General features: G+C 30.7%; 20 protein-coding genes. 12 read left to right on the forward strand and 8 right to left on the reverse strand.

Annotated features, from left to right (window positions below):
* Positions 1-18 precede the first annotated feature (18 nt).
* Positions 19-2,775, reverse strand: coding sequence for a carboxypeptidase-like regulatory domain-containing protein (locus H0I27_RS16410; RefSeq protein ID WP_218731716.1), 2,757 nt, complete (start codon positions 2,773-2,775; stop codon positions 19-21).
* A gap of 142 nt (positions 2,776-2,917) precedes the next feature.
* On the opposite strand from H0I27_RS16410, the gene H0I27_RS16415 reads away from it, so the two are divergent.
* Positions 2,918-3,973, forward strand: coding sequence for an endonuclease/exonuclease/phosphatase family protein (locus H0I27_RS16415; RefSeq protein WP_218731717.1), 1,056 nt, complete (start codon positions 2,918-2,920; stop codon positions 3,971-3,973).
* Positions 3,974-4,406: 433 nt separating this feature from the next.
* Here the strand turns inward: H0I27_RS16415 and H0I27_RS16420 are convergent, their stop codons facing one another.
* Both H0I27_RS16420 and H0I27_RS16425 read right to left on the reverse strand, forming a co-directional pair.
* The gene (locus H0I27_RS16420; RefSeq protein WP_218731718.1) at positions 4,407-5,930 is read right to left on the reverse strand and encodes a ribonuclease E/G; all 1,524 of its coding nucleotides are present in this window, start codon (positions 5,928-5,930) and stop codon (positions 4,407-4,409) included.
* A gap of 293 nt (positions 5,931-6,223) precedes the next feature.
* A complete protein-coding gene (locus tag H0I27_RS16425; RefSeq protein ID WP_036824254.1) occupies positions 6,224-6,514 on the reverse strand; it encodes an HU family DNA-binding protein in 291 nt (96 codons plus the stop codon).
* 141 nt (positions 6,515-6,655) lie between these two features.
* Between H0I27_RS16425 and mutY the strand changes: the two genes are divergently transcribed.
* From mutY to H0I27_RS16460, 8 genes are all read left to right on the forward strand, one after another.
* Complete coding sequence (gene mutY / locus H0I27_RS16430) at positions 6,656-7,699, forward strand: A/G-specific adenine glycosylase (protein WP_218731719.1); 1,044 nt, start codon at positions 6,656-6,658, stop codon at positions 7,697-7,699.
* 175 nt (positions 7,700-7,874) lie between these two features.
* Complete coding sequence (locus H0I27_RS16435; RefSeq protein WP_218731720.1) at positions 7,875-8,318, forward strand: single-stranded DNA-binding protein; 444 nt, start codon at positions 7,875-7,877, stop codon at positions 8,316-8,318.
* A gap of 19 nt (positions 8,319-8,337) precedes the next feature.
* Positions 8,338-9,666 (forward strand): gliding motility-associated protein GldE, encoded by a 1,329-nt coding sequence (locus H0I27_RS16440; RefSeq protein ID WP_218731721.1) that lies wholly within the window; start codon positions 8,338-8,340, stop codon positions 9,664-9,666.
* Positions 9,659-10,210 (forward strand): gliding motility lipoprotein GldD, encoded by a 552-nt coding sequence (gldD, locus tag H0I27_RS16445; RefSeq protein ID WP_218731722.1) that lies wholly within the window; start codon positions 9,659-9,661, stop codon positions 10,208-10,210. Before H0I27_RS16440 ends, gldD begins: the two co-directional genes overlap by 8 nt.
* Positions 10,211-10,335: 125 nt before the next feature.
* Positions 10,336-10,602, forward strand: a complete 267-nt coding sequence (locus H0I27_RS17680; RefSeq protein ID WP_254712744.1) for an EamA family transporter — start codon at positions 10,336-10,338, stop codon at positions 10,600-10,602.
* 49 nt (positions 10,603-10,651) lie between these two features.
* The gene (locus H0I27_RS17685; protein WP_254713104.1) at positions 10,652-11,098 is read left to right on the forward strand and encodes a DMT family transporter; all 447 of its coding nucleotides are present in this window, start codon (positions 10,652-10,654) and stop codon (positions 11,096-11,098) included.
* A gap of 296 nt (positions 11,099-11,394) precedes the next feature.
* Positions 11,395-13,812, forward strand: coding sequence for a TonB-dependent receptor (locus tag H0I27_RS16455; protein WP_218731723.1), 2,418 nt, complete (start codon positions 11,395-11,397; stop codon positions 13,810-13,812).
* Positions 13,813-13,823: 11 nt separating this feature from the next.
* Positions 13,824-15,182, forward strand: coding sequence for a hypothetical protein (locus H0I27_RS16460; RefSeq protein WP_218731724.1), 1,359 nt, complete (start codon positions 13,824-13,826; stop codon positions 15,180-15,182).
* 236 nt (positions 15,183-15,418) lie between these two features.
* Here H0I27_RS16460 and H0I27_RS16465 read toward each other — a convergent pair whose 3' ends face one another.
* Complete coding sequence (locus H0I27_RS16465) at positions 15,419-16,486, reverse strand: hypothetical protein (RefSeq protein WP_218731725.1); 1,068 nt, start codon at positions 16,484-16,486, stop codon at positions 15,419-15,421.
* A gap of 20 nt (positions 16,487-16,506) precedes the next feature.
* Complete coding sequence (dprA, locus tag H0I27_RS16470; protein ID WP_218733941.1) at positions 16,507-17,607, reverse strand: DNA-processing protein DprA; 1,101 nt, start codon at positions 17,605-17,607, stop codon at positions 16,507-16,509.
* A 96-nt stretch (positions 17,608-17,703) separates the two neighbouring features.
* On the opposite strand from dprA, the gene H0I27_RS16475 reads away from it, so the two are divergent.
* From H0I27_RS16475 to H0I27_RS16485, 3 genes are all read left to right on the forward strand, one after another.
* Complete coding sequence (locus H0I27_RS16475; RefSeq protein ID WP_218731726.1) at positions 17,704-18,618, forward strand: SPOR domain-containing protein; 915 nt, start codon at positions 17,704-17,706, stop codon at positions 18,616-18,618.
* A 75-nt stretch (positions 18,619-18,693) separates the two neighbouring features.
* Complete coding sequence (locus H0I27_RS16480; protein ID WP_068447114.1) at positions 18,694-19,203, forward strand: acyl-CoA thioesterase; 510 nt, start codon at positions 18,694-18,696, stop codon at positions 19,201-19,203.
* An 11-nt stretch (positions 19,204-19,214) separates the two neighbouring features.
* Entirely contained in the window at positions 19,215-19,715 is a 501-nt protein-coding gene (locus tag H0I27_RS16485) for a mechanosensitive ion channel domain-containing protein (protein WP_165731756.1), read from the forward strand.
* Between the two features lie 124 nt (positions 19,716-19,839).
* On the opposite strand, the gene H0I27_RS16490 is transcribed toward H0I27_RS16485, so the two are convergent.
* From H0I27_RS16490 to H0I27_RS16500, 3 genes are all read right to left on the reverse strand, one after another.
* The gene (locus H0I27_RS16490; protein ID WP_218731727.1) at positions 19,840-20,400 is read right to left on the reverse strand and encodes a type 1 glutamine amidotransferase domain-containing protein; all 561 of its coding nucleotides are present in this window, start codon (positions 20,398-20,400) and stop codon (positions 19,840-19,842) included.
* A gap of 119 nt (positions 20,401-20,519) precedes the next feature.
* A complete protein-coding gene (locus H0I27_RS16495) occupies positions 20,520-21,770 on the reverse strand; it encodes a murein hydrolase activator EnvC (protein WP_218731728.1) in 1,251 nt (416 codons plus the stop codon).
* Positions 21,770-22,540, reverse strand: coding sequence for a DUF4292 domain-containing protein (locus H0I27_RS16500; RefSeq protein WP_218731729.1), 771 nt, complete (start codon positions 22,538-22,540; stop codon positions 21,770-21,772). The genes H0I27_RS16495 and H0I27_RS16500 overlap by 1 nt, the downstream gene beginning before the upstream one ends.
* Position 22,541 lies beyond the last annotated feature (1 nt).

Genomic DNA, 22,541 nt, shown 5'->3' on the forward strand with positions numbered 1-22,541 from the left:
TTTACGTTTTTCTTTTTCTTAAAATGACACACTTACATTCATAAAATAAGTTGCACCTCTACCATACCAATATTTATTTCCAAAAACAGGTTTATCTAGAGACTTATCTTCTAATAATTGTCTGTAATTAGCATTTCTTCCTTGTTCAAATCCGCCAGATTTATACGTTTTATTCAATAAATTATTTACCGTTGCAAAAACACTAATGTAATAACCGTTAATCAGAAAAGATTTACCACCGACTAAGTTTACTACAGAATAATTATCGAATTTTTCTTGCTTTAAAAGTCCTTGAGCTATTTCAGTATCATATTCTAAAAAGGGCAATCCATCATCATCTAAATAAAAGTTTTGAGACCTATTTAAAGGCGAAATATCTATAAATGTGTTGCTAAAAAAGTTAAGTGTTGCTCCTCCCCACCAATAAGATGGATCTCTATATTCAAACCCCACCGAATATGCATTTTGAGGTCCAGCAGCTAATTTGTAATTCTTAAGATTTGTAGTCCCAAAATCTTTAAATCCGTTTACAAAACCAGCTACTAAAGACTCATTATCTGCTTCTGTCGTTAAGTATAAATTCGGATTATTATCATACGTAAACTGACCAATAGCAGCGGCTCCTTTTAAATTTAAGCTAGCTGTAACTTGGGCTTCCAACCCCAATTCTAAACCCATATGTTTTTTACTAATTCCGCTTAAAATTTCTTGTACAAAAGCAGTATTATCTCCTCCAACACCATCCGCAAAATAAAAAGAAATCTCTGTAGCATCTTTTACTGATGTATAATACGCGGTAAATTTTGATGTTATAATTGGACTTCTATATACGTAGCTAACATCTGTAGAAAGCGTTTTTTCACTTTGTAAATCTAAAACCACATTGTTATTTTCTCTAGAATTAGAAAAAGTGTTTCTAGTGGTAGGTGCAGTGGTTATATATGCCGCATTTATATCTACTAAATGACGACCGGTAATTTTATATGTTACTCCTGTTTTAAAACCATAATTCATGAATTTTTGTGCTTCAGACATTCCTAAAGAATTCTCAGAAAAACTACCATTTTTATACAAACCCTCTCGTTGATGTGTTGTATTAGAAACTTTTAAGGCTGCATAAAAATCCGTTTTATTGTATCTAAATTGAGTTTGTGTAAAAGCAGAAATAATAGTAGAATTTAAATTGAAATTATATTTAAAGTCATCTCCTTCTCTTACTATTCTATTCGGATTTAAAAGATCGTTTTGTTTTTCTTCTTCGGTTGCTCCAAAAGGATCGATATCTAAATATGCATCACCGCTCAACAAATCTATAACAGATGCAAAATTATGAGAATTCAAACGCCTATACTCTATTTTTCCGTTAATAGAAATATGATCATTTACTTCTGTATTTAGAATAGTATTTATAGTAAATTGTTTGTCATCATTTCTGTCTTCATACAAAACATAGGCATTTTCTAAACCTGAATTATTATTGGTTTTATTCGCGTCAAAAACCCGATTCCAGTTTATCTGTCCGTCGTTTACAAAATTATTTTCAGCATCATACGCACCTTCAAAATCATCATATCTTAAAAAATAACTTGGTAAATTTTGATAATAAGCAGCACTTGGGTTAGCACCTCCATTGTAATCAATTCTACTATTACCAATCTTCCCAAATTGATACGACACATTAGTATTTATAGCAGTCTTTTCAGAAATATTCCAATAATGGTTTAACATTAAAATAGGCTCGCTAACTTCTTTAATTCTAGAATTTACCTTCTTCCCATTTAAAAAACCCCAATAATCATTATATTTTATGCCTTTTAAATCAAATACTTCTTGTGTGTTTGGTGATGCTTTCCCTCTTCTATTTGGCGTAAAAATCCCTGTAAAATTAATACTACTTTTATCATTTAACTTTTTTTCTATGGATGTGAAAAAAGCATATGCATTGTAAGAAGTAGCGTCATTATAACCTTCAGTTCCTATCCTTCTACTTCCAGAAAATGTAAAAGCCCAATTATTTTTTAACATTCCGGTAGAATACGTCGCCATGATTCTATGCTGATAACTTCGGTTAGAGGAAGAATAAGAAACACGTATTCCAGGTCTTTGTTCCGATGCTCTTGTATTCATATTTGTAGCCCCTAAAAGCCCTCCAAAAGTAACATCTGAAGGTGTTAATCCGTTTCTAAACTCCTGATTTCTTAACACATCATTCAACCCACCCCAATTTCCCCATTGTGCTCTACCATCATAGATTTTATTCATTTCTATGCCGTTAATAAGCACTTTACCATTTCCTGAATCCAATCCCTTAATCTTAAAAAAGGAAGAACTAAATTCATAAGCAGCGGTTCTAAGAAAAATATCTTTTGACGCTTGTAGTAGTCCAGAAATATTATCTGCAGAGCTAGCATCATCATTTAACTCATCATCTGTAAGTGTAATTAAACTTAAATCTTGATTTTCTGTAACTGTTTTAAATAAAAAGATACTTCCTAAGTCTAAAACATTTTCCGAGAGTTCGATGGGAATATTTTGAGTTTCATACCCAACCAATCTTAACTCTAAAATAGCTTTTCTACTTTGAAAATTCTTAAATACAAAACTACCATTTAAGTCCGTAGTTTGATTTTTAGGCGTATTTCTAATTTTAACTAAAACACCTTTAAGCGGTTTCTTAGAATTGTTCTCCAAAATAATTCCCTTCACTACACCTTGCCCATTAACCTCCAAAAACGAAGCTAACAGCAAGCATGTTACCATAACAATTTTTTTCATAAATCATAAGTTGAACTCTAAATTTTCTTTTTCCTTTGCTCTTAAAGTTAACGAAAAAAAAATAAAGCTTTGAATTTCAATCTATCTTAACTAATAAAATAACTTTAGTTTATTACTTTTACTACTTTATAAAAACACTAAAATGAATAAGAAAATATTTTTTATTTTTATTTTTTCGCTAACGATTACGGTATGTAATTCTCAGAAAAACGGAAAAAAATATAATATTAGAACCATTGCTTTTTACAATCTAGAAAACTTATTTGACACAATTAACGACGTAAATAAGAATGACGAAGCAAGCCCAATTATGGAGTTAAAATCGAATAGATCTAAGGTTTATTGGGATAAAATTGAAAAACTAAGTAGTACAATTGCTCAAATTGGAGAAGATAAAACAAAAACAAGTCCTGCTATTATTGGTGTTTCTGAAGTAGAGAATTTAAATGTACTAGAAGATTTAATTAAATCAAAGCACTTAGTAAAGAATGATTACGGAATTATACATTACGATTCTCCTGACAAAAGAGGAATAGACGTTGCCTTATTGTATCAGAAAAAATATTTCAACCCTATTCATCATGAAGTGTTTAACCCCAAAATATTTAAAGATAATTACCCTATTTACACCAGAGACCAATTATTAGTTTCTGGTTATTTAGATGATGAATTGATACATATTATTGTAAACCATTGGCCCTCTAGAAGAGGTGGAGAAGCTGCAAGTAGGCCCAATAGAGAAAAAGCTGCCTACCAGAATACTAAGATTATAGAACAAGTTAGAGCGCAAGATGCCAATGCTAAAATATTAATTATGGGAGATTTTAATGATGACCCTAATAATTCTAGTTTTAAAAATGTGCTAAAGACCAAAAGTAGAAAGAAAGAAGTAGCAGAAGGTGATTTATATAACCCTTATGAAGACATGTTTCGGAGAGGATTTAACACCCTAAAATATAGAGATAAAATAAATTTATTTGATATGATTTTCTTTACGTCTCCTCTATTAGATAAAGGTGAAAAAGATTTTTCTTCTTACAAGATGTACAAAGCAATGATTTTTAACAAACGCTTTCTAACGACTAAAAAGGGAAAATATAAAGGGTATCCTTTTAGAAGTTTTTCTAGCGGAAACTATACTGGTGGTTATTCTGATCATTACCCAGTCTATTTGTATTTGATTAAAGAAGCTAAATAGTATTGAAAATCACAAAGTCTTCTTAGTGTTAAGTTTGTCATTTCGAAATGAGCTTTTTTTTGCGATTTAGAAATCTCATGAAGTTGATCAGTTTTGCTTTAGCTTCTTTATAAGATTTCTTCCTAGCGTAGAAATAACAAGTTTTGTGACTAAGTTTTGCGTTATCAATGTTATACAACTTCTCAATGATTAGAAGTAACTCTATGGTGCTTTTTTTAAAAACTACTTTGTCTAGTTCTCTATATGCGTTAAGGATAGAGCAATTGTTTGAGCTCTTTTTTGTTTTTTACAAAAAAAGCGAGTGCGAAAGCCTGCCCCTTGTGGTAACGCCCAAGGAATTAACAGAACCTTATAAAAACACAAAACCCCGAAACATAGAAGTTTCGGGGTTTTTTGATAAAAAATTATTGCCTTTATAATATAATCCTTAAAACTATTTAGTTTTAAATTTATAATATAAGTATGTGTAAGCGTCACGAGGTATAATTGTAATCCACTTTTTGTGTTTTAAATACCATTTAAAACGTATAGAATTCACTCCTTTTGTTAGATAAGATGCAATAAAAGGGTGTACATTTAACTGTACTTTTCCTGCTTTAGAGGTTGACATAAATTTCTCTAAATCTGCTTCTATTTTGTCTAACAAAACAATAGGTGCTTCTACTTCTCCATTTATATTTGGGTTGGCTTCGGTAGTTTTTATACTTAACTCTGGTCTTACCCTTTGTCTTGTAATTTGTACCAATCCAAACTTACTTGGAGGTAATATTTTGTGCTTTGTTCTATCTAAAGCCATTTGATCTTTCAAGTGCTGAAACAGTTTATTTCTGTTTTCTGCTTTGTGCATATCAATAAAATCTACAACTATAATACCTCCCATATCACGCAGTTGTAACTGTCGTGCTATTTCGGTAGCTGAAATTAAATTTACTTCTAGTGCAGTATCTTCTTGAGAACCAGCTTTATTAGAACGGTTTCCGCTATTTACATCAATAACGTGCAATGCTTCTGTGTGCTCTATAACTAAATAGGCACCTTTACTCATAGAAACTGTTTTTCCAAATGATGTTTTAATTTGTCTTTCTATTCCGTATTTTTCAAAAATAGGAGTTTCAGATCTGTGTAATTTTACAATTTTTTCCTTTTCGGGATAAATTTCATGTAAATACTCTTTTATTTCTTCTTTCAAAGTTTCATCATTTGTTACAATACTAGTAAAAGAATCATTCATAACATCTCTTAAAATAGACGATGCTCTGTTTAACTCGCTTAAGATTTTTGTTGGCGTGTTTGTATTTGGTATACTTTTACACATTTTTACCCAACGTTCTAATGAGTTTTGCAAATCTTTGTCTAGTTCTGCAACTTTTTTGCCCTCGGCAACAGTTCTTAAAATAACACCAAACCCTTTAGGTTTAATGCTTTTTGCTAATCTTTTTAAACGTTCTTTTTCTTTTGGGTCTGCTATTTTTTGAGAAACAGAAACTCGGTTAGAAAAAGGAACTAAAACCAAATATCTACCTGCTATAGACAACTCAGAACTTAATCTTGGTCCTTTTGTAGAAATTGGTTCTTTTACTATTTGTACTAATAGGTTTTGCCCTGTTTTTAGTACTTGGTTAATACTACCGTCTTTGTTAATGTCTTCCTCTTTTTGGAAGTTCTTTAAAGTGAATTCTTTATACTTACCTGTGCTTACTTTCTTAATGAACGAATTTAATGAGTTTACTTGCGCACCTAAATCATGATAATGTAAAAACCCATCTTTTGGGTATCCTACATTTACAAAGGCTGCATTTAAACCAGTTAAAACTTTTCCTATTTTGGCTAAAAATATATCGCCAACCGAGAATTTGTTATCACTAGTTTCATTATTTAATTCAATAAGTTTTCCATCTCTTAATAAGGCAAAATCAATATCAGATGAATTTGAACGAATTATTAATTCTGTTTTCATGCTGAAATGGTTTTAACTCTACACATAATTGTGCAGATGGGATTAATATTGTCAGGTATTTTGTAATACCGTGTGAGATTGTATAATCTCTTATGTCAATGAACTTTTTTGTTTTTCGCTTACAATAAACGAAAAAGTAAGCGGATGCTTACTTTTTCTTCTTGTGTCTATTTGCTCTTGCTCTTTTCTTTCTCTTGTGTGTAGAGATCTTAGCTCTTTTTCTTTTTTTACCGCTTGGCATAATGTTTAGAATTTTTAAACCCGTTAAGATTTAGATTAATATTGTGTGTTTGTTACTTTACTACTACTTTACTTTTCACTCCTTCAGTAAAAGTTTTTGCCGGTTTAAAGGCTGGAATATTGTGTGCTGGAATCTTAATTGTAGTATTCTTAGAAATATTTCTACCAGTCTTTTCTGCTCTTGTTTTGATAATAAAACTACCAAAACCTCTCAAATAAACGTTGTCGCCATTTTCTAATGCATCTTTCACTTCAGTCATGAATGCTTCTACAGTTGCTAATACATCTGTTTTTTCGATTCCTGATTTATCTGAAATTTTTGATACTATATCTGCTTTCGTCATGTCTCTATATTTACTATATTTTTATTAATTTACTTTCAAAAATGCGGATGCAAATATATGATAATTAATCAACTCCAAAAATAATAACACTTAAATTTATGTGAATTTTATAATGTAATATTGCAAACCTATTTTTAAGCAATGACATTTTCTAACACATTAATTTACTGGTACTTACAAAACAACCGAGATCTACCCTGGCGAAAAACCAAAAACCCATATTTTATTTGGTTGTCAGAAATCATGTTACAACAAACAAGAGTTGCCCAAGGTTTGTCCTATTATCAAAAATTTACCACAGATTTTCCAACTGTTTTTAACCTCGCAAAAGCGGATGAAAGTACCGTTTTAAAAATGTGGCAAGGTCTAGGGTATTATTCTAGAGCAAGGAACTTACATTTTTCTGCAAAACAAATTGCAAACGAACTTAATGGCGAATTCCCCACCACATATAAAGAGATTATAAAACTAAAAGGAATTGGAGATTATACTGCCTCTGCAATTGCATCTATTTGCTTTAACGAACCAACTGCAGTTGTAGATGGTAACGTTTACAGAGTACTTTCTCGTTATTATGGTATAAATACACCTATTAACTCATCCGCAGGAATTAAAGAGTTTAAAACATTAGCGCAATCATTAATTGACGAAACGCAACCAGGAACGTATAACCAAGCCATTATGGATTTTGGCGCATTACACTGCAAGCCTCAAAACCCGCTATGCGAAACTTGTCCTTTTTCTGATAGTTGTGTGGCATTAGAAAAAAAGTTAACCAAAGAACTTCCTGTAAAAGAGAAGAAAATAAAGGTAAGAAAAAGATACTTTAATTTTCTTGTGATAAAAACAGATCACAACACAACTATTTTATCAGAAAGAAAAGGAAAAGGAATTTGGCAAGGTTTATACCAATTTCCATTAATAGAAAGTGATAAAATCATTAATAAGGAAGAATTAGTTTCATCAGAAGAATTTATCAATTTATTTCCTTTAGAAACCACTATTTCACTTTTTAACCCAAAAGAGGTTGTACATAAATTATCTCATCAACATTTATATACCCAATTCTGGATTGTAGAAACTGCAAATACTGCCGAAACAACGATAAAGTGGATTGAAATTGAAAAATATCCTGTCCCCATTTTAATTGCAAATTTTTTAGAAGCTTTTCAATCTAAAAAGTAATTAATATTTTTAGTACTTTTGAGGTACAGTTATTAAACAAATTAAGTTTGTCTATTCGAGTAGCACTAAAATTAAAATAATTAAATATTTTAATTGCATTTAGCAACGTAATTTATCGAAGGTTTAAAATCGACAGATATAAACTAAACAATACTTAAACAAAAAAAAGAAAGCGATGGCAGCAGGAACAATAAACAAAGTAATTTTAATTGGTAATTTAGGTGACGATGTTAAAATGCACTATTTTGATGATCAAAATTGTGTTGGTAGATTTCCAATAGCAACCAGTGAAAGCTACACAAACAAACAGAACGGAGAAAAAGTTACTTCTACCGATTGGCATAATCTTGTTGTAAGAAACGGACTGGCAAAAGTGTGTGAAAAGTATTTATCTAAAGGAGATAAAGTATATATAGAAGGAAAATTAAGAAATCGCCAATGGGAACAAGATGGAGTGAAACGTTACGCTACAGAAGTTCATGTAAATGAAATGACCATGCTTTCTACCAAGAAAAATGCTGATAATTCAACTCCTGTTGCACCACAACAAGAATCTAAACCTTCTGCCCCAGCCCCAAAAACTGAAACCCCAGAAGAAGACGATGATTTACCATTTTAATTAATCTAACTTATAACAATTGGACCCAGATCCCGAAATATTACTTTCATTATTTGCCTCAATAGATTTTGCAACTACGTTTAATTCAGTTTTTCTAATTGTTTTACTTGTTAGCTCTGCTTTAGTTTCTGGAGCAGAAGTTGCTTTTTTCTCACTTTCACAAACAGATTTAAACGAACTTTCTAACAACGGTAAAGATCAAAACATAGTAGTTAGTTTATTAGAAAAACCTCGAAAACTATTAGCCACAATTTTAATAACCAACAATTTTATAAATATCTTAATTGTATTATTATTTGCCTCATTGGCAGAAACCTTATTTGGTGGTTTCGACTTTAAACTAGAACTATTTTCATTTTTAATTCCTACTCGTTTTTTATTAGAAATTGTTCTTGTAACTTTTTTAATTCTATTATTTGGCGAAGTTTTACCTAAGGTTTACGCTTCTAGAAATGCACTTAGCTTTTCTAAAACAATGTCTAAGTTTATACACACCATAAATATTTTACTAACCCCCTTTAGCTTACCTTTAATTACACTAACAAAGTGGATAGAAAAAAAATTAGGTAGTAAAAATTCTAATTTTTCTGTAGAAACACTATCACAAGCACTAGAGTTAACTTCTGAAGGCGCAACCACAAAAGATGAACAAAAAATTCTTGAAGGAATTGTAAACTTCGGAAATACAGAAACCGTACAAATTATGGTACCTCGTATAGATATTTTTGCACTTTCAGATACCGAATCCTACGAAGTAGTTTTAGAAAAAATACTAAAAAACGGCTACTCTAGAAACCCAGTTTATAAAGACAACATAGACAATATTGTTGGTGTTTTATACGCTAAAGACTTATTGGCTCATTTAAATAAAACAACTTTTAAATGGCAAGAATTACTGAGAGAAACTTTTTTTGTACCAGAAAACAAAAAGTTAGATGATTTATTAGCTGATTTTAGAGAAAAGAAAAATCACTTAGCAATTGTTGTTGATGAATATGGAGGAACAAGCGGCTTACTGACTTTAGAAGACGTAATAGAAGAGATTGTTGGCGATATAAATGATGAATTTGATGATGAAGATTTACATTATTCTAAAATAGACGCTAACAATTATATTTTTGAAGGTAAAACAAGCATTAAAGATTTCTGTAAGGTTTTAGATGACGAGGATGAAGATATATTTGAAGAAGAAAAAGGAGAAAGCGAAACCTTAGCTGGTTTTATTTTAGAGGTTTCTGGTAAGTTTCCTAAAAAAGGAGAGAAAATAAACTTTAAGAACTATACGTTTACCATAGAAGCGTTAGATAAAAAACGCATTAAACAAGTTAAAGCTACACGAAATGCGTAATATTTTACTATTAATTTTTACTATCCTATTTCTATCTTGTAAAGAGGATGTATTGCCCAAACCAAAAGGATATTTAAGTTTAACATATCCTACAAAAGCATACAAAAAACTAGACCTAGCAAGACCTTATTCTTTTGATATTTTAGAAAACACAAAAATTTATGACGATCCTAACAATTGGCTCACCATAAAATACCCTAACCTAAAAGCTTCTATAGACATTACCTACAGACCGGTAGAAAACAACATTAAAGAACTACTAACAGATGCAGAAAAACTGGTTTTTAAACACACCATAAAAGCAGAACAAATTATTCCAAAGGATTTTGTAAATCCTAAAAAAAGAGTTTTTGGCAGCATGTATGAAATAACAGGTAATGCGGCCTCTCAAATTCAATTTCACATAACAGATAGCACCAAAAATTTTATAAAAGGATCCTTGTATTTTTACGCAAAACCAAATTACGACTCCATTTTACCCGCAGTAGATTATGTTAAAAAAGACATTTTACGCTTAGTAGAGACACTAGAATGGAAACAATAAACAAGGCTTAAAACTTCCTACCAAATCCCATAGTTTCTTTAATAGAAAACACTCATGTAAAAAATTTATCCTTTTTACTTTTAGCAACGCTTTCTATAAGTGCCTCTGCTATTTTAGGAAAATACATTGCTTTACCACCAGAAGTAATTATTTTATGTAGAGCTAGTTTTGCCGCCGTTCTAATCTATATTTTTTGTAAAATCAAGAAAATAGATTTAAAAATAAAATCGAAAAAAGATTATTCTTCTTTTGCTGTAAATGGTTTTTTCTTAGGCGCACATTGGGTTACCTATTTTTATGCTTTAAAACGATCTAACGTTGCTTTAGGAATGTTATCTCTATATACTTTTCCTGTAATGGCTGCTCTTTTAGAACCCTTTTTCTCTAAATAAAATTCATGTTTTATTAGGTATCCTTGCATTAATTAGAGTATATATTTTAGTGCCAGATTTTTCTTTAGAAAATGATGAATCTAAAGGAGTTTTACTAGGTATTCTTTCTGCTTTCTGTTATGCTTTAAGAAACTTAACCACCAAAAAGCACGTAACCAACTATAATGGGAGTACAATTATGTTGTACCAATTAATTATTGTGACTCTTTTATTAATTCTCATTTTATTTTTTAGTGATTTTTCTAACTTTGAAAGTCAATTACCTTTACTATTATTAATTGCCTTGTTATCAACAGCCATTGGCCACACTATGATGATTCACTCTTTAAAACACTTCTCTGTTGCTACTGCTAGTATAATTAGCAGTGTTCAACCTATTTTTGGGATTATTATTGCCTATATTTTTGTAAATGAAATACCTAGTGTAAATACGATTATTGGTGGAAACCTAATATTATTAACAGTGATTGTTAAAAGTGTAAGAAGTAGAAAGTAAAATTACAAACCACTATTCTCCACGTCTAATTTGGCTAACGTCTTGTATTTATTCCCCTAAAAAAATGAAATAAAACTATTTTTACAAGATAATAGTGCCTATAACACAACAAAAACCGAAACACGTTATATAGAATCATTAAAAATAACATCTCTTTTTTTAATTATTACTATTATCAACACCTAAGAATTAACACATTTACATCAAAAGTAGCCTTAAAAAAATAATTCATCAAATTCATTAAGTTTATTTAGACTGATTACAAATAGCTTTATATTTGTCGAAAAATAAAACGAATGCCATCTTTTTTTAAAACACTTTTACTGCTACTTATATCATATACCGCTTTTGGTCAAGAAGGAGATTTTTACGGAAAAGTAACAGTTGATAACAATGAACCGGGTATAGATGTTTTTGTAGTTATAAAAGGAGATCACTTTTACAAAGAGACTGTTACAGATTTTAAAGGAGAATTCTATATAAAATCTGTTCCTTACGGAACCCATAAAATTCAATTCCATTCCTTAAACTCAAAGTCTAAAACAATTACCACTCAACTCAATTCTAATAAGAAGAAAGTAAATGTTTTATTAGAAAGTATAAAGAATCTGTTAGATGAAGTACGTATAACAACAAAAACAGAAGAAACTAAAAAAGAAACCCAAGGTTTTGCAGTAAATGTTATAAAAACTGAAGAAGCCGGTCTTAGAAACGTTCAAACAAACGATTTATTAAACACTACTGTTGGCGTAAAAATTCGTCAGAATGGTGGTTTAGGATCAGAAGTTAGTTATAGTTTAAATGGATTATCGGGTAATGCTGTACGAATTTTTATTGACGGAATTCCTAGTTCTATGTACGGATCTTCTTACAATCTAAACAGTATCCCGCCTTCCATGATTAAAAATATTGAAGTGTATAAAGGAGTGGTTCCTGGACATTTGACAGATGATGCTTTAGGAGGCGCCATTAACATCGTACTTCGTAATGACACTAAAACAAATTTAAACGCATCTGTTTCATACGGATCATTCAACACCCTGCAAGCTAACGTTAATGGCTTATATCGTTTTGAAGAAACTGGGTTTACTGTAAAATCTTCTATATTTCATAATTATTCTGATAATGACTACGAAGTATCTGGAAGAAGTGTTGTAGATACAGGCTTAGGAGGTGTACAAACTCCAATTACTGCAAAAAGATTTAATGACGCCTATAGATCTACAGGCGGAATGTTTCAAGCTGGTTTTACAGATGTAAAATGGGCAGACCAGTTTTTTGTTGGTTTTAATGCTTCTAAAGACTACAAAGAGGTGCAACACGGGGCTTTTATGACTATCACACCTTATAAAGACCGTTTTTTAGAATCGGATGCTTTGTTGGCAAACATAATTTATCAGAAGAAAAATCTTTTCACCAAAGGGCTAGATGTAAAAATAAACGGATTGTACGGAAAAAGAAACCGTGCTATTAACGATACCGTTGCTTGGGCTTATAGTTGGACTGGAGATAGAGCCATCGACTTTAGAGGTAACGAATACAAATATACTTGGGGATCTCAACAAGAAGGAGGACCAACATTGGCCAAAATTAAAAGAAAAGTAGCCTCTATTAGAACTGGTGTGTCTTATGATTTTAATGATCACCATAAAATTTTAGTAAACCATGTTTACAGCGGAGTTGACAGAGAAGACAGCGATGTTTTAGTTTCTGTATTAGAAAACACCTTTAAAGGCACAAGAAATATTGACAAAAACATCTATTCTTTAACCTATGAATTTAAAGCTTTTGATAATAGACTAAGAACAAGCATATTCGGAAAACATTATCAACAAAAAACGACCAGTATAGATCCTGAAATCCAAACAGATAGAAACGGAAATAAAAGTATCGTTGATGAAATTATAAGCAGCAATAACAAAAAAGACGGATACGGTTTTGCAGCTTCATATGCTATTTCTCCAAAAGTTACATTATTAACTTCTGCGGAAAAAGCTGTTCGTTTACCAGATGAAACTGAAGTTTTTGGTAATGATGGTGATAATGTTGTAGCAAACTCAACTATTAAACCCGAACAAAGTAACAACTATAACTTAGGTTTTAGATTTGGTACATTTAACATAAAAGATCATGATTTCTCTATCTCTACAAATGTATTTACAAGAAACATTAAAGACAGAATTGGTTTACCAATAGAAACATCTTTTAATGTTGATGACGAATTAATTATATACGTAAACCAAGGAACTGCAACCTCTAAAGGGATAGACGCACAATTAAATTACACCTATGATAGAAATTTTGGAGTAAATTTTAATGTGTCTCGTTTCGATTTACAAATTATAGATAACAATATAGAAATAGATGTACCAAACACACCTTTTTTTACCATGAATGGTAGTTTACGCTACTCTTTTAAAGATTTGATACAGAAAAAATCTAGACTAAACCTATTTTACTCGATGTACTTTACAGATGAGTTTTCATACCTAGTTCCTCAAGGTTCTAATACAGTTGGTAATGATTTTTTTGAAGTACCGAAACAATTTTCTCAAGATTTTGGTCTGAGTTATTCTTTTCCAAACAAAAAACTTGTTGCTAGTTTCGATATTAAAAACATATTTGACAAACCTGTATTCGATAATTTATCTGTACAAAAACCAGGTAGAGCTTTTTACATAAAATTAAATTACACAATCAATAAATTTAACTAAATAAAATAAAAATGAAAAGATTTTTTTTAAACCACAAAGCATTAGCCCTTGTATTATCATTAGGCCTATTTACGGCATGTAGCGAAGATGTTAGCGATGACCCAATTGATACCCCAGAACCAGATGCTACTAGATGGATAACAATTGCTGGAGCTAAAATGGGAGACAATCCTGGAGACGGAAATGGCGGAACACTAATTTACAGTGTATCTAGTGAAGATGCAAAAGACCCAACAGTGTCTATAGACCCTTTCGAAAATGGTTTTATTGCACCTTCAAACAGAACTGCTAGATTACAAGCTTCGGAAGACGGAGGTACAATTTTTAATATAAGCTACGCAGGAGATACAGGTGGTAACTACACTAAATATACTGTAGAAGGTGGTCAAAATTTTACACCAACAGGTACAGAAGTAAGTATTGCTCCTTATGTAGGAACTGCTCCAAGATGGATAAAATTATTTGATGGTGACAAAACAGGATCTGCTGTATACGTATCTACAGAACACCAAGTTGATGATAACGGAACACCAGATGATGTAACAGACGATGTTTATACAAATACAGAAGCTACCATAGGTGTAGTAACTTTAGATTTAGAAAACTCTTTAATAAAAGGGTTTGAAGAGCATGTTGTGCCTTTAAGCGCAGAAGAAGAAGCTGCTGGTTATTATTTCTCTAGAATTGATATGCCTACTTTAAACGCAGCTGGAGATAAATTATATATCGGTGGTCGTTTAAGTAAAGTAGACCCAAGTACCGTAGAAAGTGATAGCGATTATGAAATTTTAGGTTCTAAAACCATCGTTTTAGATTACCCATCATTAGACAACCCAACAGTAATCACTTCTACTGTAGGACATGGAAACACAAACGGATACAGAAGTATTAATGCTTTTGAATATAACGGAAGTGTTTACCAAGCAAACCAAAGTGATCCAGAAGGTTCTCATATTTTAAAAATTGGAGCTAATAATGAATATGACAATTCTTACGACTTTAATTTAGATGATGCTCTAGGTGTAACAGGAGCTTATGTTCTTGCTTGGAGACCTGCAGCAAACGGAAAAGCAGTATTAGCTTACCGTCATGAAGGTTCTGCTGATGGTTTAGCAGGAGCTCAAGGATTTTTTGCTTTGATTGATTTAAATGCTAAAACAGCTGTAAAAATTGAAGATATTCCTTATGATCCAGATTTTTACTTATTTCAATACCAAGGTTTTGCGGTTGATGGAAATGAAATCTATTTAACGCAAGCGCCTGTTGGACAAAACGGGAACATTTATGTTGTAGATACTGAAAGTGGTGCTGTAACTAAAGGTGCTGAGTTAGTAAACACAACAGGAAGTCACTTTATTGGGGCTTGGTAATCTAAAAATAATGCCAAATAAAAAGGACGTAAATTAATTTTTACGTCCTTTTTTTTATTTTAAAATAGATAATAATTAGACTTCTATTACAAAGTGCCAGCAAACAAGTTTAGCCCTGATTGAACGGTTTGTCTGAGCTCTTTTTTATTGTCCGTTCGAGTGAATTTTGAAGAATGAAAAATTTGTATCGAGAAAGAGCAATAAAAAAAGCGAGTAGTGAAAGCAGGAAACAGCCTCTAAAACAACTCTTTATTACTTATATCTAAATAATTACGCTTTACAAAAGATAAAATAGTATCTAAAATTTCACCCATATTATTACAGTCTTTAAACTTTACATCTCCCACATATTTCATTAATTGCTTCTTTAACAATGCTATGTTTTCTGGATATGAAATGGTATCATTTTTCATGCAAGCTATAAGCCTCTCCGTTCTTCTTGGCGCAGTAATCATCCGTTTTGCCATAAAGGAGCGTTCTTCTATTTTGTATTGTTCAATAGAACTATTTTGTAATTTTTTACCCACCATTTCCACCATTTTAAAGTTCTCCTTCATAAATTGTAGGTTGTAAACTTTTAAATTCCCTTCAAAAGATTGTTGATCGAAATCTATGGCTCTAATTTTATAAATGATGCTAAAAAAATCGTGTGTTGGCGTAACCACATAATTGTAAGAGCGCATATCCCCTAACAAACGAACCAAACAACGTTCTTTAAACTTTACAAACTCTTTGGCTATTTGCGACTTTTCTGATTCTGTACATTTTGGCAAGAAGTTCTTGATAAAATCATCTCCCGGAATCCCTACAATATGTTCTTCTATTAGTGTGTCTTTATACACCAAAAAATTGATGTTGTGAGGAGATAATATATGCTCCAACTCTAAACCATAGACACGAGAAGCATCTGCTTTTTTTACATAGAAATACGTAAAATTATCATTTAAAATATTTCTTACTTTTATTCTAAACGGTTTAGAATTACCAAACGTACAGTAATCTATAGCATCAACATTTAAAAATGACAAGGTTGCATCACTTCCATCAGAAAGCAACATCATGTATATTTTTTTTAAGCTATTGTCTATCTCTATTCGGTCCCATTCAGAATAATAAGTACGTATCCAAAGTGTGTCTTCATCATTATTATCATACACAGTTACAGAGCCTTGAAAACGCAATAAATCATCATAAAAAATTGGAATTTTTACATTCCTTTTGTATTTTTTTAAGTAATCGCTCAACATATCATTAATAGGAAATGTTGGTTTCTTTTTAGACATTAACTTTCTTTCTACCTTCATAGTTTCAAAAATAGGAATTATTAAGCAAGTTCAAACATCTTTCCTGGTAAAGGTTTGGTAACACCTTTTAATTCTAACTGCAATAATATAGATGATAATTGATAAATTGGAATATTACATTCTAATGATATAACATCTAATAACTGTTGCCCTTTATCATGTAATAAATCATGAATTTTTTGCTCGTTCTCGTTTAATTCTACAAATAGTTGTTTTTGAATTGGTTTCGTTTTTTCTTGAACATCCCAATTCAACATTTTCACAATATCGGAAGCAGAACTCAATAAATGCGCCCTATTATTTTTTATTAAATTATTACATCCTTTACTATAAATATCTGTGGTTCTACCAGGAACCGCAAATACATCTTTGTTATAAGAATTTGCTATATCAGCTGTTACTAAAGAACCTCCTTTTGAGGCAGATTCTATAATAATGGTCGCTTTAGAAATACCCGCTACAATTCGGTTTCTTTTTAAGAAATTTTCTCTTAAAGGAGATTCTTCACTCCAAAACTCCGTTAAAAAACCTCCATTTTCATTTACTTGATTTATATATTTCTTATGTACCTTCGGATAAATTTGCTCGAAACCATGTGCTAAAACAGCAATGGTTTGCAACTTGTGTTCTATAGCTGCTTTATGTGCACAAATATCTACACCGTATGCAAAACCACTTACAATAATGGGATTATAAACGGCTATTTCTTTAATTAATTGATTACAAAAGTCACGACCATAAGAACTAATATTTCTGGTACCAACAATAGAAATAATTCTTTGATTAGAAAAATCGATATTGCCATCTTTAAACAATAAAATAGGGCTATCAATACAATGTTGAAGGTTTTTAGGATAATCATCATCTAAAAAATAAAAATGTTCAATATTATTATCTTGAATGTATTTTAATTCTTGTTGGGCTAATTCAATATTTTTTGCATCAAACAGATGTTTTAAAGCATGACTACCAATTCCGTTAATTTTTGAGAGTATCGCTGTCTTTTCTTTAAAGACCTGCTCTACATCTCCCACATTTACAATAAGTTTTTTGGCTAAAATATCGCCAATAGCTTTACACTTTTGTAATCTTAAGACCGCTAATAATTTTTCTTCTTTCAATTTGGTAACAATTTGAATACCAATATATAAAATATTTGTTGATAAAATTGTTAAGAAATTGTTTTTCAAAACGCCTTAATTTCTATATTTGTTCTAATGAAATTAGCAACTTACATAAACGATTTACTGTACAGATACGACTGCGTAATTGTACCTGACTTTGGAGGATTTGTAACCAATAAAATTGGTGCAAAAGCCAATAATTTTACACATACTTTTACACCACCTACTAAACAGGTTACTTTTAATAGTTTGTTAAAACACAATGATGGTTTATTAGCTAATTATATTGCTTCTGCAGAAAACATTTCTTTCGAAAAAGCTTCTACTGCTATTTCATTATCTGTTATTAAGTGGCAAAATGAACTACAGTCTAACACTGTACAAATTGATAGTTTAGGTGTTTTGTCTTTAAATGAAGAAAAACAAATTATTTTTGAACCGAATGCTGCTGTTAATTACTTAACGGAATCTTTTGGTTTAGACTCCGTAACATCTTCTGCTATTTCTAGATTTAAAGAACAAGTAAAACCTTTGAATCCTCTTCCTGTAAAAGAAGAGCGCAAAAGAGGAATACCTGCATTTATAAAATATGCTGCAACTGCTGCTATTTTACTAACTCTAGGTTATGCTGGCTATAATGGTTATGAAAATAATCTACAAAAAGAAAACTTAGCGAATCAAGAAAAAGCAATTCAGAAAAAAATACAAGCTGCTACTTTTGTTATTTCTAATCCTTTACCAACTATTAACTTAAATGTTGTTAAAGAAGTAGCGAAACCTTTTCATATTGTTGCCGGCGCTTTTCAATTTGCAGAAAATGCAGAAAAAAGAGTAGAAGAATTAAAAGCAAAAGGATTTGATGCTAAGATAATTGGCGTTAACAAATGGGGACTTACTCAAGTTACTTTTAACAGTTACGCTAGCCGAAATGAAGCTACTAACAACCTTTATAGAATTCAGAAAACAGTATCTAAAGATGCTTGGTTACTTGTTGAAAAGTTAGATTAATTCTACTTTTCTTTAACAATTTTAAACCTCATTTTTTAATAAGCGATTGCTATCTTTGCAAAAAAACATTTTTTGATGGAAGTAAAAACGCCGAAAGAATCTTTAACAATACTTACCGACTTAGTTTTACCTGGGGAAACCAATTATTTAGACAACCTTTTTGGTGGTGAATTACTTGCTAGAATGGATAGAGCTTGTAGCATTGCTGCTAGAAGACACTCCAGAAGAATTGTAGTTACAGCCTCTGTAAACCATGTTGCTTTTAGTAAAGCAATACCTGTTGGTAGTGTAGTTACAATAGAAGCTAAGGTATCTAGAGCGTTTAACTCTTCTATGGAAACCTATGTAGATGTTTGGACAGAAGACAGACAATCTGGATCTAGAACTAAAGTAAACGAAGGTATTTACACGTTTGTTGCCGTAGATGAAACAGGAAAACCTGTTGCTATTCCTCAAATTAGACCAGAAACAGATTTAGAACTAACACGCTTTGAAGGAGCTTTAAGACGTAAAGAGTTAAGTTTAGTTTTAGCAGGAAAACTAAAGCCTGGAGATGCGACTGCCTTAAAAGCAGTATTTAGTTAAATACTATAATTATGGAATTTTACAATTATAAAATCATATCATCAATAGCAATTATAGTTGTTGCTTTTTTAATTCGCTTTGTAATTACCAATTCTTTAAGGAAAATTCAAGTAAAATTTGGGTTTCAAAAAGCTAGAATTATTTTAACAAATAAAATAATTTCAGTGCTTATTTACATTACTATAATTGTATTTGTATCTTTTGTTTGGGGAGTAGACGAGAAACAATTATTAGTTTACGTTTCTTCCTTTTTAACCATTTTAGGTATTGCTTTTTTTGCACAATGGTCTATTCTTTCTAATATTACTGCTGGCTTAATTTTATTTATAAATTATCCTGTAAAAATTGGAGACACCATTACTATTCTAGAAAAAGATAATAATATTACAGGTGAAATTAGAGATATTGGTGCATTTTTTATCACTTTAAGAACATTAGAAAAAGAATTAATAACCATTCCTAATGCAGTTATTCTTCAGAAAAACATTAAGTACTCTCCTCAACCAGAATAGTCATCATTTAACCTTTCCAGTAAAGATTCTTATTAAGATTAAATAGTTAAAGGTTATCACAAAAAAAGAAGCGCAAATCTAAATTTGCGCTTCTTTCTTTTTTACTAATAGCAATAAGATAAAATTAAGCCATTTGGCCTTTATGTTTACCTTCATATACTTCTTCTACTAACTTAGCATTAAATGCAGGTAAATCATCAGGATTCCTACTAGTAACTAATCCTTTATCTACAACTACTTCTTCATCAACCCAATTTGCTCCAGCATTTATAAGATCTGTTTTAATTGAGCTGTATGAAGTTATATTTCTTCCTTTTAAGACGTCTGCTTCCGCCAATAACCAAGGTCCATGGCAAATAGCTCCAACAGGTTTATGATGCTCAAAAAAGGATTTCACAAAATGAACTGCATCTTCATTATTACGTAATAAGTCTGGGTTTATAACTCCACCAGGCAACATCAATGCATTGTAGTTTTCTTGAGACACCTCTTTTAAAGTTTTATCTACTTTATACGTTTCTCCCCAATTACCTTCATTCCAAGATTTTATTTCTCCAGATTCTAAAGACACAATGTGCACCTCTGCACCTGCTTCCTCTAAAGCTTTCTTTGGTTCTCTTAATTCACTTTCTTCAAATCCATTAGTTGCTAATATTGCAACGGTCTTTCTGTTTAAGTTTTCCATTTTAATAAAATTTTAATTAATATAAAAAATTTGTAAATTCTTGTACAAACTTAATTATATACCAGCGTTCTTATATGTGGTATCAAATTCTATTTTAACGCAAATACTATCTTAAGTAATTATCTTCTTAGAATCCAAGAAGAAGGATTTAAACGTGTTGTATTTTTAAACAATACAAAAACTAATTTTGTTTTTTTAGAAACCTTATCCGTAAAAACCTGACCAATTGCTTGTCCTGTTATTATAACATCTCCTTTTTTAACAGTTACTTTTTCTAAGTTGTTGTATGATGAAATATAATTACCATGTTGTATTAAAACATTTTTTCTTCCTTCTGCACTCACCAAAATATTTAAAACTCTACCATTAAAAATAGATTGCGCTTTTATACCTTGTTTAGTTACAATATGTAAACCGGTACCATTAACGGTAATTCCAGGAAATGAGGGATGCGGCTGTGTACCAAACCTTCTAACCACAATACCTTCGCTTACAGGCCAAGGTAATTTACCTTTATTTAATTCAAATTTTGCTGCTAAAGCCTTTGCTTCCGGACTTAAAATAAACTCATTTTTCTTAACAACAGTTGGTTTACTATTACTAGGTTTATCCTTTAGTTTCGCTCTTGCAATTCTATTTGCTCGCTCAATTTCTTCACGGATTTTTCTATCAATTTGTACAGTAACTCTTTTCTCTTCTTTAACCTTACTTTGAAGCTCTTTTTTATAACTACTTTCTTTCTTCTTAATAGCAGCTAATAACTTCTCTTGATTCCTTTTATCTTCTTCAATTTCCTTTTTTTGTTCATTTTCAGATGCAATTAACTTATCTTTTAAGGATTTTTGAACCAATAAAGAGTCATTTACAGATTGTACTTCATTTGCATGAATAACAATTTCTTCTCCTTGCTTTTTTCTATAAGCAGTATATTGTTTCATATACTCAAACCTTTTATAAGCTTGGTGAAAGTTTTGTGAAGAAAGTAAAAACATCATTCTACTTTGTTGAAATTTACTTTTGTACGATTTTAAAATAATATCTGCATAGTCTGCTTTTAAATCTGCTAACTTCTTTTTTAATTTTTTTAACTCAGTTTCATTAGCACGAATCTCTTTTGATAATATTCTTGCTTCTGCGTTAATTATAGCAATCAATTTAGCCCTAACACTTATTTTTCTATTTAAATCGTTTAGGTCTTCTAACGCATTATCTACTTTTTTCTTTTCTTTAAAAAGCAACGAGTTTACTTGCTTAATTTCATAATTAAGTTTCTTTCGCTGTTCTTCTAGCTGTTTTCTTGTTTGTCCAAAAACAGAAAAAACACTTAGAAAAAAAATTAAAACGGGTATGTAAAAATTTCTACTTTTCACTATAATTTTATTTGCTTATAACTTCTAGGGATTGAAAAAGAAGTATCTATATCTGTATTAAATTCTACAGATCTTACTGTAAAATCTATATCTGTAAATTTACCAGGTTGCTTGGCTTTAATATTAATTTCTGATGGAAAAATTGCATCATCAACCACGTTATAAGATGGGTAAAAGACATCTAAACGTTGATTTTTTACTGAATTAACAATAGATTGTTTGTCTAATTTAAAATGCGAAGGATTTACTGAAAAGAAGATATCGAATAAGCTTGCCTTAATTTCTGGTGATAAAACATACGAGTTATCTACTATACTTACATTTTGCTTTTGATCTTTAACATTGGTTAAAGACTGCCCTAAAAACAAATTCTGAAGTTGATTAAAATTAATATCTGTACCTAACAACTTTTTTAGCATTGTAAAATCTCCTTCAAAATATTCTCTTTCTAAAGACGAATAGTAACTTACAGAAGTTGGTGTAATCTTTGCTTTAAAAAGGGTAATAAACTTAGTTCCTTTCAGCCAAATCACCTTATCTTTTTCCATTTTTAAATTAACGGAAATACTTTGATTAATCTTACCGTTATTAAAATTTGCCTTCAGTTTTGCATCTACTGTTTTTTTATCAAAATTAGCAGCAACATGTTTTCTAGCAACTTTTTTAGCAGACATCTCTTCAGCAATAACATTTGCATCAATCATACTTTTTTTTGCTTTACAGGAAGTAAATACAATTGTAAATACTATAAAATATTTTAAAAATCTCATT

This window comes from Polaribacter sp. HaHaR_3_91 (assembly GCF_019278525.1).
Lineage (GTDB): Bacteria > Bacteroidota > Bacteroidia > Flavobacteriales > Flavobacteriaceae > Polaribacter.